Genomic DNA, 15,232 nt, shown 5'->3' with positions numbered 1-15,232 from the left:
AATTAATTTGTACAAAAAATCGATACAAACTATTTCAATTTTATTGTTATAATAATGATATATTTGATTTGTTATTAAACTTTTATAAAATGAAAAAAATAATCTTTATTCTTTTATGCTTTTCGCAAATTGTATTTGCACAGCACAAGAAAAAAAAAGTTGAGAAAATTCCCTTAAAGCAGCAAATAGAAAAATATAAAACTCCTGATGATCAATTGTTAAATGGAACTTTAAAAGGCTCAAAGTGGTATTTTGATATGAAAAATTATAAAGAAGGTAAGCTGTATTTAAATAAAGACAATACGAAACCTGATGTATTAAATTTCGTCGATGATAAAAAAATCCAGATTAATATTAATCAGAAAAACTGTAAAAGTTTAATAAGAGGTACTTATGAGATCTTGAAAAATGATGGCAGTACAACTATGCCAATGGGATACCATCCTTTTAAAATTACATCACTTGCACAAAAATGTGCTGAAAATTTATCTGGATTTTTATCCGGAGCTGTTGATGTTTTTTTTGATGAAAACTCACAGGTAATAGAGCTGACAGAAGGTGAAAATTTTCCACCAATTGTTCCTGGGCAGTAAAGTCTACATTTTTTCGTTTTCCAGAATTTTTAACACAAGTTTTTCTTCATGAGTTAAACCCGCTTTACCGTCATTTTCTTCGATTTGTTCTAACTCGTCAAAATATTTTTTGATCGTATTATTTTCGTAAAGGTTGATGACCAAAGGATGAACATAATATTTTCTGCAAACCGTGCTCGTATTTCCCAGATGAGAAGCAACGATTTCCAAGGCTTCTTTTACTTTTCGTTTGTATTCTGTATTGTTTTCGGCATAACCGATTTCTTTAAATGCAATTAAAGCATTCACGGTTCCAGACCAGGTTCTGAAATCTTTTGCCGTAAAATCTTCACCGCTTATTTCCTTAATATAATCATTCACCATTCCCGAATCGATCGAGTGGCGGTTTCCTTCATCATCATAAAACTGAAAAAGTTCTTTTCCCGGAATATCTTTACATTTCTGAACCAATCTTGAAAGCCTTTTACTTCTAAGGTCGATATTATGCATGATTCCTTTTTTACCTTTAAAAGAGAAAGTCATTTTTTGTCCGTTGATCTTAACGTGTTTGTCTTTTAAAGTGGTTAAGCCAAACGAGCCGTACAGTTTTTCATAAGCATTATTTCCAATACGGATATTTGTTCGTTGCATTAAGCTGACAATCAATGCTAAAATTTTTCTTTTTTCGAAATTTCTTAAGGCTAAATCTTTTTCAACCTGCAGACGAATGGCAGGCAATGCATATCCGAACTGAAGCATTCTGTAAAATTTGGTATGATTTCTCAACGCGCTCCACAAAGGATGATAGCGGTATTGCTTGCGTTTTTTGGCATCAAAGCCTGTCGCCTGCAAATGGCCGTTATCCAATGCACAGATCCATACATTTTCCCATGCTGGAGGAATAACCAGCCCGTTAATTCTTTTAATTTCGTCCTTATCCTTGATTTTTTCTCCGTCTTTGAAATAGGAGTATTTTTTGCCCTTTTTTTTGCGAATGATCCCAGCAGACTCTGCATCGGAGGTATATATAAGATGTACCGCCTTTGCAGATGCCACCGGATCCTTCATAATTTTTACAATTTTGGAAGGTTTTAGGTGAGAAATAATTTCTAAGTCTGTATTCTTCTCCATAAAAAATGGTTAAGAGTTCTTACCCTTCGAAAAGATTAGTAAAAGAATTACAACAACTGCACAGACTAAAAGAATTCCCCACCACATTCCTGCCTTGAAAATTGTTTCCACTGCTTCGCAACTCGTCAACAATAATAAACTGAATATTGTAAGACTGTATAAGGTTAATTTTTTCATAGTTTTATTTTTTAGTGTTATTATTTAAATTCTATGATGATCGGCTCTCCAACGGGTGATGGATTTTTTAATCTCATCTCCTGAAATATCGTCTTTAAGAGCTTTTTCAAGTAAAATTTTAAATTCATCATCATAAGCAAATCGTAAGGCCGCAATTTGACTGAATTTCAGCTTCTCTTCAACTTCATCAGATCTCAGATTAAAGATTTCAAAATATCTTTGCTTAAATTCTAGTCTTACCAATCTGTTTTGGAGCCCCAAAGCATAATGTTGACGAACCATGAATGCCAGATAAAAAATCAGAAAAATAACAACTGAAAACAAAATCCATACAAGCTGGTTTTGCGAATCATTCCCTATTTTATAAATTCCAACTGCTTCTAAAACAATCAATAACGGAAGTAAAATGAAATGGTGTGGCGCATAAAACTTCCTGTGATTTTTATAACTCTGGTTTTCCATGGAAGCTATACTGCAAGAATCTTTCCAAAACTTTATATTTTTAATAATAATTGATTTTTGTGGTATATAATATGATTTGTTTTGGCTAAATGACAATATTATTTACCGTTTTGTGAATTGGATTTTGTGAAACTTACATTCAAAAAATTTTATTGAATGAAATAGTTTGCGAACTTCAAAACAAATAAAAATTTAAAAATCTTTACAGACATTGCGGTTAAAAACTCATAAATTCATTCTCAAACCTCAAAAAATTTGTAACTTCACCTCTTTAAAAAAATCATTAAAAAATGACTTCAAAGGAAAAAGTAGCTGCGCTTCGTGAAGAAATGCAGAAAAATAATGTTGATGCATTTATAGTATATTCTGCGGATCCGCATATGAGTGAATATCTGCCTGAAGAATGGCAGGAAAGGGCTTGGCTGTCGGGATTTTTGGGTTCTGCAGGTTTTGTGGTAATCACTAAAGATAAAGCAGGACTTTGGACGGACGGAAGATATTTTACCCAGGCTGCCATTGAATTAGAAGGCTCAGGAATCGATCTTTTTAAAGACGGAATGGAAGGAACTCCCAATTATATCGACTGGATCATTTCCGAGATTCCTGCCAACGGAAAAGTCGCTGTAAACGGTGTGGCAACTTCTCACGCCAACTGGGAATTATTGCATCAGAAATTACATTCAAAAAATATAACGCTGGTTGATCTTCCTCTTTTAAAGGAAATCTGGAAAGACCGCGGAACCCCGTCAAAAAATCCAATATTTGTACATCCTGTTGAAAGGGCAGGAAGGTCAGTAACCGATAAAATATCTGCAATCCGTCAGAAAATGGAAGAGCAGGACGTGACCGTTCATATCATTTCAAGTTTGGATGATGTGGCCTGGACACTGAATTTAAGAGGAAGCGATGTACAAAGCAATCCCGTATTTTTAGGATATATTATTATCACTAAAAATGATGCGATCCTGTTCACCGATTTAGAAAAGCTGGAGGTTGAAGCAAGAAAGCAGATGGACGAATCTTTCGTGAAAATGATGCCTTATGAAGAGTTTTATAATCATTTAAGAACAATCAGAAACGAAAAAGTTTTAATCTCTCCAAACAGCAATCAATCTATTTTTGAAGCTTTAAAAATTGATAATCAATTCATCAAAGCTCCGGTTCCCGGAAATTTAATGAAAGCCCAGAAAAACGAAACGGAGCTGGAAGGTTTCAGAAAAGTAATGGTGAGAGACGGTGTTGCGATGGTGAAATTCCTTTACTGGCTGACTCACAATGCAGGAAAAGAACCGATGAACGAATATTCTATCGGCGAAAAATTAAGAAGTTTCCGTGCGGAAGGTGAAAATTTTGTCGGAGAAAGCTTCGGAAGCATTGTCGGATATAAAGATAATGGTGCGATCATGCATTATTCCGCAAAAAGTGAAGGAAGTAAAGAAGTGACCAATGATTCGAGTATTTTGGTCGATTCAGGAGGTCAATATCTTGAGGGAACAACGGATATTACGAGAACCTTGGCTTTGGGAGAGGTTTCTAATGAGTTTAAAAGAAATTCAACGTTGGTTTTACAGGGAATGATCCGTTTATCAATGGTGAAATTTCCGAAAGGTACAAAAGGTGTTCATCTGGATGCAGTTGCAAGGCTTCCGTTGTGGATGGAAGGTAAAGACTTCAACCACGGAACGGGTCACGGTGTGGGAAGCTTCATGAATGTACATGAAGGGCCTCAAAATATCAGAAAAGACATGAATCCGCAGGATCTTTTGGTAGGCATGGTTGTTTCAAACGAGCCGGGCTATTATTTAGAAGGAGATTACGGAATCCGTCATGAGAATCTGATCGCTGTAAAAGAATCGGAAACAACCATTCACGGGACCTTTTATGAATTTGAAACATTAACTTTCTGTCCGTTTTTCAAAGATACGATTGTCAAAGAAATCCTTTCTGAAAAAGAAATCGCATGGCTGAACAGTTATCACAAAACCTGCGAAGAAAAAATCGCTCCTTATTTAGAAGGTGATGTTAAAAGCTGGTTTTTAGAATTGGTAAGTCCGCTGTAAAATAGTTGATGGTTTATAATTAGTTGACAGGAAAATTAAACGTATCATTTTAAGCATTGAACCTTAATCTTTAAACTAAGAGAATTGTTAGATAAACAAAAGGCTCTGTAACAATGTTGCAGGGCTTTTTCATTTTCACAACCGTATTTTTACGGATAAAATTACAGGGTTTATCCTGAGTTTTTGAAGTCTGAGAGGGTCTATCTTTGTATCAACAAAAAGAAACATCATTCATATCTTCATATACTTAGTAAATTCAAAGCAGTAATCACCTCGTTCAGGGGTGATTTTTTTGTTTTAGAAGCTTTTTACTTCATATTTTAAAGGAGCAACTTGATTACATCGAAAAACTGTTTTTTTTATTTGAAGCTTTTTCCAGCTTTCCGCACTCGCTATTTTTTTTGGAATTTCGGCGGCAAAGCCGCCGCCGAAATTCCAAAAAAAATGAGCTCAAACAATGCTTCAATCTGGGCTAGGTATTTGTCGTTCCTTTCAATCTATTACAATCAATTCAACATTCAGGTTGCCATTTGTATAGGTATAAGAATAACGACAAACTTTGTGGATAATGAGCGTGTAATATTGGTCGAGTTCTGAGATTTCGTTGCTTCAGCTCTTCATTCCGCTTCGTTACTTTTAGAATGACCGTGAAAAACAAAACAGAAAATCATCACAATAGATAATGTATATGGTTCTTTGCGATTAAAAACCTTAAATTTGCACTATGAATAACGATACCATTTGTGCACTGGCTACCGCCAATGGAGTAGGTGCTTTAGGCATAATCAGAGTTTCCGGAAATGATGCTTTACCGGTTGTTCAGAAATCTTTTCCCGGGAAAAATTTAGATAAGCAAAAATCTCATACAATCCATTACGGATATTTTATGGATGGCGATGAGGCGATCGATGAGGTGATGCTGTCTATTTTTCTCGCACCGAAAAGCTTTACGACTGAAAACTCTGTGGAAATTGCTTTTCACGGCTCGCCACACATCGGAAAACGTATTCTTGAAACATTGATCAAAAACGGGGCAAGAATGGCAAAAGCGGGAGAATTTACCCTTCGTGCTTTTATAAATGGCAGAATCGATCTTTCTCAGGCTGAAGCAATTGCTGATGTGATTGCTTCTGAAAATGAGGCTTCCAGAAAAGTCGCTATCAATCAGCTGAAAGGCGGAATTACTAATGAAATATCGTTTTTAAGAACAGATTTACTGAATTTTGTTTCATTAATTGAATTAGAACTTGATTTTGCAGAAGAAGATGTGGAATTCGCTGATAGAAGTGCTTTAAATCAGTTACTTGATAAAATTGAATTAAAATTAAATTCCCTGATTGAAAGCTTTCAATACGGAAATGCCATTAAAAACGGAACCGCCGTTGCCATCATCGGGAAACCCAACGCCGGAAAATCAACTCTTTTGAATGCTTTGCTGAAAGAAGAACGAGCGATTGTCAGCAATATTGCCGGAACAACGAGAGATACGATTGAAGAAATCCTACATATTAAAGGGCATGCTTTTCGTTTGATCGATACAGCCGGTTTACGTGAAACGGTAGATGAAATTGAGGCCATCGGGGTAAAAAAAGCCAAAGAAAAGGTTGAGAATGCCAATATTCTGGTGTATTTGGCTGATGCTGCAACAGAAGATTTTTCAGAAGATATTGAAATGATTAAATCTTTGCAAAGGGATGATTTAAAGCTGATTATCTGCGCAACAAAAATTGATGAAGTTTCTCCTGTAACCTATGAAAAAGCAGAAAATATTTTCAGAAATGAAATTTCCCAGGAGTTTGACTTCATTACAATTTCAGCCGTAGAAAATCAAAATATCCAGGATCTGAAAAACGAATTGTCTTCTTACGTAGAGCACCTAAAATCAGCAGAAAATAACGTTGTGATTACTAATCAGCGTCATTTTGAAGCGTTACAGAAGTCTTCGGACGCAGTACATAAAGTGAGAGAAGCAATCACTTTTCAGATCTCAACAGAATTATTGGCATATGAGCTTCGAAATGCCTTAGAATATCTTGGGCTGATATCCGGTGAAGTGACAAATGATGAGGTATTAGGAAATATTTTCTCTAAATTTTGTATCGGGAAATAATCCAAATAAATCACTGAAAATCAGTATCTTAAACTAAAAAGAATAAAATTTAGGAAATATCCGGTAAGGTGCTGTTTTACAGTGCTTTACGTATTTTAAATAAAGAAATTAACGTTATAAGTTACTGAATTTGTCCCTCAATTCCAAAGTAAAAACTTCAAGATTCCACAGGCCAATTGTTTCAAATTGATTTTTAAATCAGCAGTATACAAAAGGGAAATATTTTATAAAGCAACTGATAGATTATTGATTCGATGTAAACCATTTTTTATTATTAATTACTATTTTATATCAATCAATTAATCTTTTATTCATATTTTTAATATTCAATATTACAATGAAAATGAACAATAATATATTCTAATATGACCAGATAATGTTGCAATATGATCTAAATATTTTTTCTCCAATTGAATTCGAAGATTTCAGTAGGAATCTTTTGCAAAGAAAATTAAGAGTATATATGGAGTCTTTTACACCAGGTAAAGATGAAGGAATTGATTTTAGAATTTCCACTAAAGAAGGAGATATTATCATTCAGACAAAACGCTATGAAAATTTTAGGTTGTTGTTGAATAGTTTAAAAAAAGAGGTGCCCAAAATTAAAAAATTAGCTCCAAAATCTTATATTATAACAACAAGCGTGGGATTAACTCCTAATAATAAGAAAGAAATACAAAATCTCTTTACCCCATATATTAAATCTACAGAAGATATCTATGGCAAGAATGATTTGTTAAATATTCTCGCAGAAAATGGGGATATTGAAGAAATGTATTACAAACTATGGATTGGAAGTATTAGAGTATTAAAAAAAGTATTACAAAGTAAATATAACAATACACCTTTTGAATTAAGAAATTTACAGGATAAAATAAAAGTACATGTTCAAAATAAGAGTTTCTCTACTTCACTAAGTATACTAAAAGAACATCAATACATTATTATTTCAGGGGTTCCTGGAATTGGAAAAACAACTCTATTAGAAGCTTTGATTCACCATTATCTTTCTCTTGACTATGAACCAGTTTATTTAGGTGAGGACATAAGCTATAAAAATCTTTATCTAAATGATAGCAAAAAACAAATATTTTGGTTTGATGATTTTCTGGGAGAAAATTTTTTTGATCATAAAAACGGAACAAAAAGGATCCATCTTATTATCGAATTTATCAAAGATATCAGAAAAGCACAAAATAAGCTTTTAATTTTAACCACAAGAGAAAATATATTAAACCAAGCTAAAGAAATTTATGAAAAATTCAAGATAGAGAATATTGAAATAGCAAAGAATACAATTGACCTATCAATTTACACAAGATTAATTCGGGCAAAAATTTTATATAACCATCTATTTCATGCAGGAATCCCTCAGACACATCTTAATAATCTTATTGAGAATAAAAATTATGAGGTATTAATTAATCATGTTAATTATAATCCCAGAATTATAGAAACAATTATTAAACAAAAGATATGGAATAGTTGTACACCAGATCATTTTTTTGAAGTCATCAAAGCTTTCTTTGATAATCCGGAAACTGTTTGGTTACATAGCTTTGAAAATACAATAGATAGATTTTCTCAATATTTACTTTTGGTATTATTCACTCTTCCAAGTCCAGTATTAATTGATGATCTTGAAACTGCAACAGAGTCTTTTTTCTTCAATAATCCAAGACTAGGAATAAATTATGATCCTATTCAATTTTTAAAATCTATTAGAGAATTAGAAAACACGTTTATCAATACAGTAAAAACAGGTCCAGAATCAAGAATTGATGAATTAAGAATACAAAAAAGAGTAGGAGGCTGGGATACAAGTGATCCAGACTTAGACCTAAAAGGAAAAATTTTTGTTAAATATCAAAATCCATCTATTTATGACTTCCTATTTAATTACTTACTTGATAAAGAAAAACTTGTAGATTATCTACTAAACTCTTTTATTTTTATCGAACAATTTCACACCTTATTTTCAGTCCAAAAGTTCAATGAAACAATTGATTTAGACCAAACATTTATCAATAAGGTAGCAGCAAGGTTATTGCAAATAGAAAACAATCTAAGCTCTTGTAAAATAAATATTATAAATATTGGGTATAATTTACATACGTATCAGAAGGGCAAACCTTTTTATATATTTTTGAATTTCCTATATGATTGTTTATCTGATCACAATAAAGATATAGAAGAATTTGTCTATAGAAATTTTAAAACTGAATTAAGCTCCGAAGAATTTATTTATGATTCTGTATATGTGGACTTATTAGGAAAACTTGATTTGGCAAAATTTAGCATCAATGAAAATAAAATATTTAATAATTTTTTAAATTATAGCTTTGAAATAGCTGACCTAGACTTAAGTTCGTTTGAAAAACTTAAATTGATATTTCCAGATAAATATCAAAAATACATTGCATCGAAATATTTTTCAAATATAATTAATGAAAAAGCAAAAAATGCAATAAAGTTTTGTATGGGTAGTGGTGTTATCATTACTAATAAAGTATATGATTATAGATTTAGGCTAGAATATATTACAAAAAACTTTCAAATAAATTTAGATAAATATATCAAACAAATAGATGAAGTGCTTAGTTCCATTCAATTTCCAGAACAAAATTACGAAGAAAACGATATTGAGGAAGAAATGGTGATAAATGAAGAAATGGAAGATGAAATGGTTATAAGGAACCTATTTAACAAGTTACAAAAGTAGGGTAATATTTCGCTAAATATGACCAACTCGCTAAGCACACAAAGAGAAAGATAACTAAAAATATATTGTGAATTTTGACTAACAACAGTTTAATATTTATATTTTTTAAAAAACTGTAAAAATTATATTCTTCAGCCATCTTAGATCTAATATCTAATTAGTTGTTTTTAATTTATTTTTATAATCCGTAACTTTGTTATAATTATTAATAGTTGGAAAAAATTCAAACCCTATTTACCCCTTGTGGTAAGTTAAACTGCTGACTATCAAGGTTATTCATTTTTGTATCGGAAAATAAGGTTCGTTATAAATTGAAATTTGTAAAATGGAAGAATTTGTTAATTATATACTGCAGTTCGGTAACCTGAATAGTCAACAGATTGAACTGATCCTGAGCAAGGCAGAAACGCTGGAGCTCCGCAAAGAGGAATATTTTTCGGAAGCTGGTAAAGTTCCCAGATATGTAGGTTTTCTTCTTAAAGGAGTAACCAGATTCTGTTATTATAATAATAAAAGCGAAGAGATTACGCATTCTTTCGTTGAAGAAAATAATTTCGTTTCTGACCAGCAAAAATTTGAAATGCAAATGGTTGCTTCGGAGTATATACAAGCCATAACAGATTGTCAGTTGCTTGTCTTTTCAAAAAAGAACTGGGACGAGATCGGAAATACTATTGTCGGCTGGAAAGAGATGGAGAATCTCATTGTCAAAAACTGTCTCCTGAAGGCGATAGAAAGGAGAAGCCCGTTGGTATCAGAAGACGCAACGAGCCGCTATCTTTCATTTCTTAACCAGTTTCCTGGGCTTGTCAACCGTGTCCCGCTTTCGCATGTGGCCTCTTATCTTGGTATAACTCAGCAGTCATTAAGCAGGATAAGAAAAAATATCCGTTGAGTGATTCTCAGCTTATAGCTAACTTTTTAATTAAATGACTGTCTGAACTGCAATGGCGAGACGTTTGTCTTTGTCTTGAAAAGTTTACTGAACGATTGTGAATGCTCAAAGCCCAATTCATAAGCAATTTCCGAGACGGAAAGATTCGTCGTGGATAATTTTTCTTTGGCTTTCTCTATAATTGCATTCTGAATGTATTGTTGTGTGTTCAGTCCTGTCAATGAACGCAGCATGTCGCTTAAATAGCGCTGCGATAATTTTAATTCCGTGCTGATATAATTCACGGACGGCAAGCCGTTTCTCAGACTGCTTTCTTTTTCAAAATAATTATTTAAAAGCTTATCCAAAGAAGTGATAATGTCGTGATTGACTGCTTTCCTGGTAATAAATTGCCTGTTGTAAAAGCGATTGCTGTAATTCAATAACAATTCTATTTGCGAAACCAGAACATCCTGGCTGAAACTGTCAATATTATTGTCTAATTCATTGGCTATTGAAGCAAACAAACCGGCTATAATTTCTTTTTCTTTCAATGATAAAAATAAGGCTTCTGAAACATCGTAAGAAAAAAAGCCATATTGACTGATCGTTTTTCCTAACGGATAATTCCGGATAAAGTCCGGATGGAAATACAAAGCAATCCCTTCATAGCTTTCTGTATCTTCCGGTGAAAAAACAATCTGCTTAGGCTTCAGAAATGCCAGTCCGCCTTCTTCAAAATCGTAATAGCCCTGTCCGTATTTTATATGTCCTGTAAATGATGGCTTAAAGGAAATTTTGTAAAAATCAAGGCTTATTTTTTGCCCTTTCGGAAATATTTCAATCGGAACAGTATTGTAGTCCACCAATGCGATCAGTGGATGCAACGGCGCAGGAAGTCCCAATAGCCGCACCAGTTGCGATATACTTTTAATATGGTGTATGTTAGATTGTTGCTGCATTTTCTTTTACGAATGTAATCAATTTTGCTTTGACGGACGAATCACAATATCGCCGATTTCAACATCGTCAGGCTGGCTTACTGCATAAATCACAGCATTCGCAATAGCAACGGGATTTATTGCAATTTGTTCCATTCCTTGTTGAATGGCTGTTTTCATATCTTCGTTTTTGAGGTTGTTTGCAAAATCTGTTTTCACAAATCCGGGCGAAATGCCTGTAATGCGAATGTTTCCGTCTGATTCCTGACGAAAAGCTTCTGCAATTGTGCGAATGGCATTTTTAGTTCCCGCATAAACGCCCTGCATAGGCACAATCTTTATTCCTGATGTTGAAATAATATTGACAATATGCCCCGACTGTTGTTGCTTGAAAACGGGAATTGCAGCTGCCATTCCGTAAAGAACGCCTTTAAGATTTATGTCAATCATTTCTTCCCAACCGGCAATATCCAATTCGTCAATTCGGCTTAACTGACTGATACCTGCGTTGTTTACCATAACATCTAATCTTCCGTATTTTTCAACCGCAGCATTTACCAATTGAACCAGATCGGCTTTATCCTTCACATCAACTTGATGAAAAATGGCTTCACCACCTGTATTTTTAATTTCTTCAACAATTTGTTGTAATTTTTCTGTTCGTCTTGCGCCCAAAACAACCTTTGCGCCGTTTTTTGCCAACTCCAGCGCAATGGCTTTACCTATTCCGCTGCTGGCGCCTGTAATGGCAACTACTTTTCCTTTAATATTTTGCATTGCTGTTCGTTTTTTTATTTGTCTATTTGTTTTTCTAAAAATTCCGGATAACGGTCACCAATAAGGGTAATTCCACTGACTGTTTTATTGATTTTTTCAAGTTCATCAGATGTTAAGACAATATTTGTACTGCCAATATTTTCTTCTAAACGATGTAATTTTGTAGTTCCGGGGATTGGGGCTATCCAGGGTTTTTGAGCTAAAAGCCAGGCTAATGCCAATTGTCCTGTGGTAATATTTTTTTGTTGAGCAATCTCATAAAGTGCGTCAACTAAAACCATATTGGCTTTTATATTTTCTTCACTGAAACGGGGAAGAACATTTCTGCGGTCAATATCCTCTAATTTTTTATTGATAATACCTGTAAGAAAGCCTTTTCCCAAAGGACTGAACGGCACGAAGCCAATTCCTAATTCTTCTAAAGTCGGGATAATCTCGTTTTCCGGTTCGCGCCAAAACAAAGAGTATTCGCTTTGCAATGCTGATACCGGTTGAATGGAATGTGCTTTTCGAATTGTTTTAGGACTTGCTTCCGATAAACCGAAATATTTTACTTTTCCCTCCTGGATCAGGTCTTTTACGGTTCCTGCAACATCTTCTATCGGAACATTTGGATCCACTCTATGCTGATACAACAAATCGATATAATCTGTTTTTAATCTTTTCAATGATGCTTCAGTAACTGCTCGTATCGTTTCTGGCCTACTGTCTAAACCTACCGCTGGTCTGGCATCTTTACAGCCAAACTTTGTAGCGATCACTACATCTTTTCTGTAAGGCTGCAATGCCTCGCCAACAAGTTCCTCATTGGTGTAAGGTCCGTAAGCTTCGGCAGTATCAAAAAATGTAATGCCTCTTTCAACCGCGTTGTGTAGAAGAGTGATGGCTTCTTTTTTATCAAGACCTTTTCCGTCCAGAAAGTTTAAACCCATACAGCCAAATCCTAGTGCAGAAACTTCTAATCCGCTATTTCCTAATTTTCTTTTTTGCATAATTCTTTTTTTAATTTTTTAAAACTGATTCTAATCTCAAGTACAAAATTCCTGATTTACGTTCTATAAAAAGTAGTCTAATTGGTAGTTGTTGTAGTTAGATTTTCAAACCATATAAATTTTAGTCCGCTACGTTTGTCAAACGATTTGGAGATTAAAAATATATGTCATTAAGTTAAATTAAAGATAACTGCGCTTTTATCCGAGATAGGGATTTGAATCATAAATTTAATACATAATTAACGATGATGTGATCTACATAAAAAGAGAATCTGATAGTTTCGCAGGCAATTACAAACTATTAAAAGAATTAATTAATCATGATTCAAAGACAACAACTCCTTGGATGGATGTTTATGCTGCTTACAGTAACGGCCATTGGATGTCAGAATAATGACATCGCTTCAGCTTCAAATGAAGAAGAGCTTTCTTCAAAAATCACTACCCATAAAGCAGCTACGGATGTAAGCGTCAATGCTTACGTGGATACAAGTACGTACATCAATTCTGGCTTTAGCTTTCTAAACCCGTCTCAGATTGATAAAAATCGTCAGGCTATAGGCGGAAATTCTTACACCGAAGTCTATGGGTTCAATGTCCCTGAAGAAAACAGGGTAAGAGGAATCCGTTGGAATACCGATGATGAGACTACATCAATCTGGAGGCCTCAGGGGATCGCAGGATTTACCAAAGATGGTGTGCGTTATCTGTTGGTGAGCTGGTATGCAAAGGATGATGCTGAGTATAAAGGCTCCCGTATTACTTTGATTGACATCAGCCCGAGTTCAAGCACGTATCTCACGTATCGTCATATTCTTTTAGTGCAGCCTGATATTCCGGCAAGTACAACAACCTATTCACAGTATGGATCTTACGCTCCGTTGAACGTACATGCTGGTGGAATTGCTTATTTTAAAGGTAAAATATATCTCAGCAGCACGAATTTAGGTGTTCGTGTATTTGACTTAAATAAAATAATTGAAGTAAGTACAGGTGACACGACCAATGATAAATGTGGTAAAGATGCCAACGGGAATTTATTCGCCTTTAATTATCGGTATATATTGCCTCAGATAGGGTATCAAAAAATCAACAATGCCAGTCCTTTTTCCACTATTCAGGTGAATGATGAAGGAACGCAGTTCTGGACAGGACAATATTATGCAGGGAGCGCCGATGCTTCTATTGTTCCTCAGGTATTTGGTTTTCCTGTTGATGCAAATGGAACGCTTCAAAATACAGGAATTGTCGCAGTAGCCCCAAAAAACAGTCTTTTCGCAGATAATCACGCTCACGGAATCCAGGGGGTGTTCCGAAAAGGAAACAGAACATGGCTTTCATGTACCGGATCTCCAAGCAATTCTTATGGCTCAAATGCAAGATTGGCCCGTTATACCGATGGAGCCGATGATACGGTACGTTACCGATGGCCGTATGGCGCAGAATCGCTCTATTATGAATCTCAATATAATTATCTGTGGAGCTTGACGGAGTTTGAGCCCAATGCCGGAGCGCAGAACGGAAGTCAGGTGAATCGATGCATATTTGCGGTTGATTTTTCTAAATATGAATAGCAGAAAATGCTTTAGAAATTAACAAATAAAAAAGAGACTGTCTCAAAAGGCAGTCTCTTTTATTTTTTAAGTGTATCTTCATTTATTAATTCAAAATTTCTTCAAAATTGAATGTTTAAATTAGCAAAATGAAAATCCTGATCATTGAAGATGAAATAGAATTGGCAAAAAGTATTTCCGAATATCTTTCCGGAGAAAATTACTTATGCGAGTTTGCTGCTACATTTCGTGACGCGATGGATAAGATAGAAGCCTTCCAGTATGACTGTATTTTGCTTGATATTATGCTTCCGGACGGCAACGGCCTTGCCATTTTGGAAGAATTGGAAAAACAGGATAAACAAGACGGTGTTATTATTATTTCTGCAAAAAATGCGTTGGATGACAAAATAAAAGGCTTACAGTTGGGTGCAGATGATTATATTACAAAACCTTTTCATCTTTCGGAGCTGATGGCAAGAATTTATTCTATTATCCGTAGAAAACAGTTTAATAATTCAAATATTGTAAAGCAAAATGAGCTGCAGATCGATCTCTTAGCTAAAACGGTGACAATCAACAGTAAAACAATTATTCTCACAAAGAAAGAATTTGATCTTTTAATCTATTTTATAGGAAATAAGAATAAAGTGATTTCTAAAAGCACTTTAGCAGAGCATCTTTCCGGGGATTTTGCAGATATGCTGGATAATCATGATTTTGTGTATGCTCATGTGAAAAATTTAAAGAAAAAATTATACGACGCAGGCTGTGATCATTATCTGAAAACCGTGTACGGCACAGGATATAAATGGGAAGCGAATTGAGCATTATTATTCAAAAAGATAACATTAAAAACTC

The 15,232-nt window shown here is 34.3% G+C and carries 12 protein-coding genes; 7 read left to right on the top strand and 5 right to left on the bottom strand.

The genetic code is table 11. From position 1 onward, the window contains the following. The first annotated feature begins 89 nt into the window (after positions 1-89). The gene (locus tag BLT04_RS10205) at positions 90-593 is read left to right on the top strand and encodes a hypothetical protein (RefSeq protein WP_089755709.1); all 504 of its coding nucleotides are present in this window, start codon (positions 90-92) and stop codon (positions 591-593) included. A 3-nt stretch (positions 594-596) separates the two neighbouring features. Here BLT04_RS10205 and BLT04_RS10200 read toward each other — a convergent pair whose 3' ends face one another. Beyond that, positions 597-1,703, bottom strand: a complete 1,107-nt coding sequence (locus BLT04_RS10200) for a DNA topoisomerase IB (protein WP_089755708.1) — start codon at positions 1,701-1,703, stop codon at positions 597-599. Between the two features lie 201 nt (positions 1,704-1,904). Further along, on the bottom strand, positions 1,905-2,342 hold the full coding sequence (locus tag BLT04_RS10190) for a DUF6526 family protein (protein WP_089755706.1): 438 nt from the start codon (positions 2,340-2,342) through the stop codon (positions 1,905-1,907). 290 nt (positions 2,343-2,632) lie between these two features. Here BLT04_RS10190 and BLT04_RS10185 point away from each other — a divergent pair, with 290 nt between their 5' ends. The 4 genes from BLT04_RS10185 to BLT04_RS10165 all read left to right on the top strand — a co-directional run bounded on the left by BLT04_RS10185 (position 2,633) and on the right by BLT04_RS10165 (position 10,129). Continuing rightward, entirely contained in the window at positions 2,633-4,402 is a 1,770-nt protein-coding gene (locus tag BLT04_RS10185) for an aminopeptidase P family protein (protein WP_089755705.1), read from the top strand. Between the two features lie 724 nt (positions 4,403-5,126). Beyond that, complete coding sequence (gene mnmE, locus BLT04_RS10175; protein WP_089755703.1) at positions 5,127-6,512, top strand: tRNA uridine-5-carboxymethylaminomethyl(34) synthesis GTPase MnmE; 1,386 nt, start codon at positions 5,127-5,129, stop codon at positions 6,510-6,512. Between the two features lie 376 nt (positions 6,513-6,888). Beyond that, positions 6,889-9,234 (top strand): nSTAND3 domain-containing NTPase, encoded by a 2,346-nt coding sequence (locus BLT04_RS10170; RefSeq protein WP_139166235.1) that lies wholly within the window; start codon positions 6,889-6,891, stop codon positions 9,232-9,234. Positions 9,235-9,559: 325 nt separating this feature from the next. Further along, positions 9,560-10,129 (top strand): Crp/Fnr family transcriptional regulator, encoded by a 570-nt coding sequence (locus BLT04_RS10165; protein ID WP_089755701.1) that lies wholly within the window; start codon positions 9,560-9,562, stop codon positions 10,127-10,129. A gap of 26 nt (positions 10,130-10,155) precedes the next feature. Here BLT04_RS10165 and BLT04_RS10160 read toward each other — a convergent pair whose 3' ends face one another. The 3 genes from BLT04_RS10160 to BLT04_RS10150 are packed head-to-tail and all read right to left on the bottom strand — an operon-like array spanning position 10,156 to position 12,818. Further along, on the bottom strand, positions 10,156-11,070 hold the full coding sequence (locus BLT04_RS10160) for a helix-turn-helix domain-containing protein (protein ID WP_089755700.1): 915 nt from the start codon (positions 11,068-11,070) through the stop codon (positions 10,156-10,158). Between the two features lie 18 nt (positions 11,071-11,088). After that, positions 11,089-11,826, bottom strand: coding sequence for an SDR family oxidoreductase (locus BLT04_RS10155; protein WP_089755699.1), 738 nt, complete (start codon positions 11,824-11,826; stop codon positions 11,089-11,091). A gap of 14 nt (positions 11,827-11,840) precedes the next feature. Next, positions 11,841-12,818 carry an aldo/keto reductase gene (locus BLT04_RS10150; RefSeq protein ID WP_089755698.1) on the bottom strand — a complete coding sequence of 326 codons (978 nt, stop codon included), beginning with the start codon at positions 12,816-12,818 and terminating at the stop codon, positions 11,841-11,843. A gap of 320 nt (positions 12,819-13,138) precedes the next feature. Here BLT04_RS10150 and BLT04_RS10145 point away from each other — a divergent pair, with 320 nt between their 5' ends. Both BLT04_RS10145 and BLT04_RS10140 read left to right on the top strand, forming a co-directional pair. Then, a complete protein-coding gene (locus BLT04_RS10145; RefSeq protein ID WP_089755697.1) occupies positions 13,139-14,392 on the top strand; it encodes a hypothetical protein in 1,254 nt (417 codons plus the stop codon). Between the two features lie 128 nt (positions 14,393-14,520). Further along, positions 14,521-15,198 (top strand): response regulator transcription factor, encoded by a 678-nt coding sequence (locus tag BLT04_RS10140; RefSeq protein WP_089755696.1) that lies wholly within the window; start codon positions 14,521-14,523, stop codon positions 15,196-15,198. Positions 15,199-15,232 lie beyond the last annotated feature (34 nt).

The organism is Chryseobacterium soldanellicola (assembly GCF_900100115.1).
Taxonomy (GTDB): domain Bacteria; phylum Bacteroidota; class Bacteroidia; order Flavobacteriales; family Weeksellaceae; genus Chryseobacterium; species Chryseobacterium soldanellicola.
This window is presented reverse-complemented; position numbering and strand designations above follow the sequence as displayed.

What these genes read in the sequence shown, in the direction of transcription:
- BLT04_RS10205 (WP_089755709.1), top strand. Translation starts at nt 90, where the DNA reads ATGAAAAAAATAATCTTTATTCTTTTATGCTTTTCGCAAATTGTATTT.
- BLT04_RS10200 (WP_089755708.1), bottom strand. Translation starts at nt 1,703, where the DNA reads ATGGAGAAGAATACAGACTTAGAAATTATTTCTCACCTAAAACCTTCC.
- BLT04_RS10190 (WP_089755706.1), bottom strand. Translation starts at nt 2,342, where the DNA reads ATGGAAAACCAGAGTTATAAAAATCACAGGAAGTTTTATGCGCCACAC.
- BLT04_RS10185 (WP_089755705.1), top strand. Translation starts at nt 2,633, where the DNA reads ATGACTTCAAAGGAAAAAGTAGCTGCGCTTCGTGAAGAAATGCAGAAA.
- mnmE (WP_089755703.1), top strand. Translation starts at nt 5,127, where the DNA reads ATGAATAACGATACCATTTGTGCACTGGCTACCGCCAATGGAGTAGGT.
- BLT04_RS10170 (WP_139166235.1), top strand. Translation starts at nt 6,889, where the DNA reads ATGTTGCAATATGATCTAAATATTTTTTCTCCAATTGAATTCGAAGAT.
- BLT04_RS10165 (WP_089755701.1), top strand. Translation starts at nt 9,560, where the DNA reads ATGGAAGAATTTGTTAATTATATACTGCAGTTCGGTAACCTGAATAGT.
- BLT04_RS10160 (WP_089755700.1), bottom strand. Translation starts at nt 11,070, where the DNA reads ATGCAGCAACAATCTAACATACACCATATTAAAAGTATATCGCAACTG.
- BLT04_RS10155 (WP_089755699.1), bottom strand. Translation starts at nt 11,826, where the DNA reads ATGCAAAATATTAAAGGAAAAGTAGTTGCCATTACAGGCGCCAGCAGC.
- BLT04_RS10150 (WP_089755698.1), bottom strand. Translation starts at nt 12,818, where the DNA reads ATGCAAAAAAGAAAATTAGGAAATAGCGGATTAGAAGTTTCTGCACTA.
- BLT04_RS10145 (WP_089755697.1), top strand. Translation starts at nt 13,139, where the DNA reads ATGATTCAAAGACAACAACTCCTTGGATGGATGTTTATGCTGCTTACA.
- BLT04_RS10140 (WP_089755696.1), top strand. Translation starts at nt 14,521, where the DNA reads ATGAAAATCCTGATCATTGAAGATGAAATAGAATTGGCAAAAAGTATT.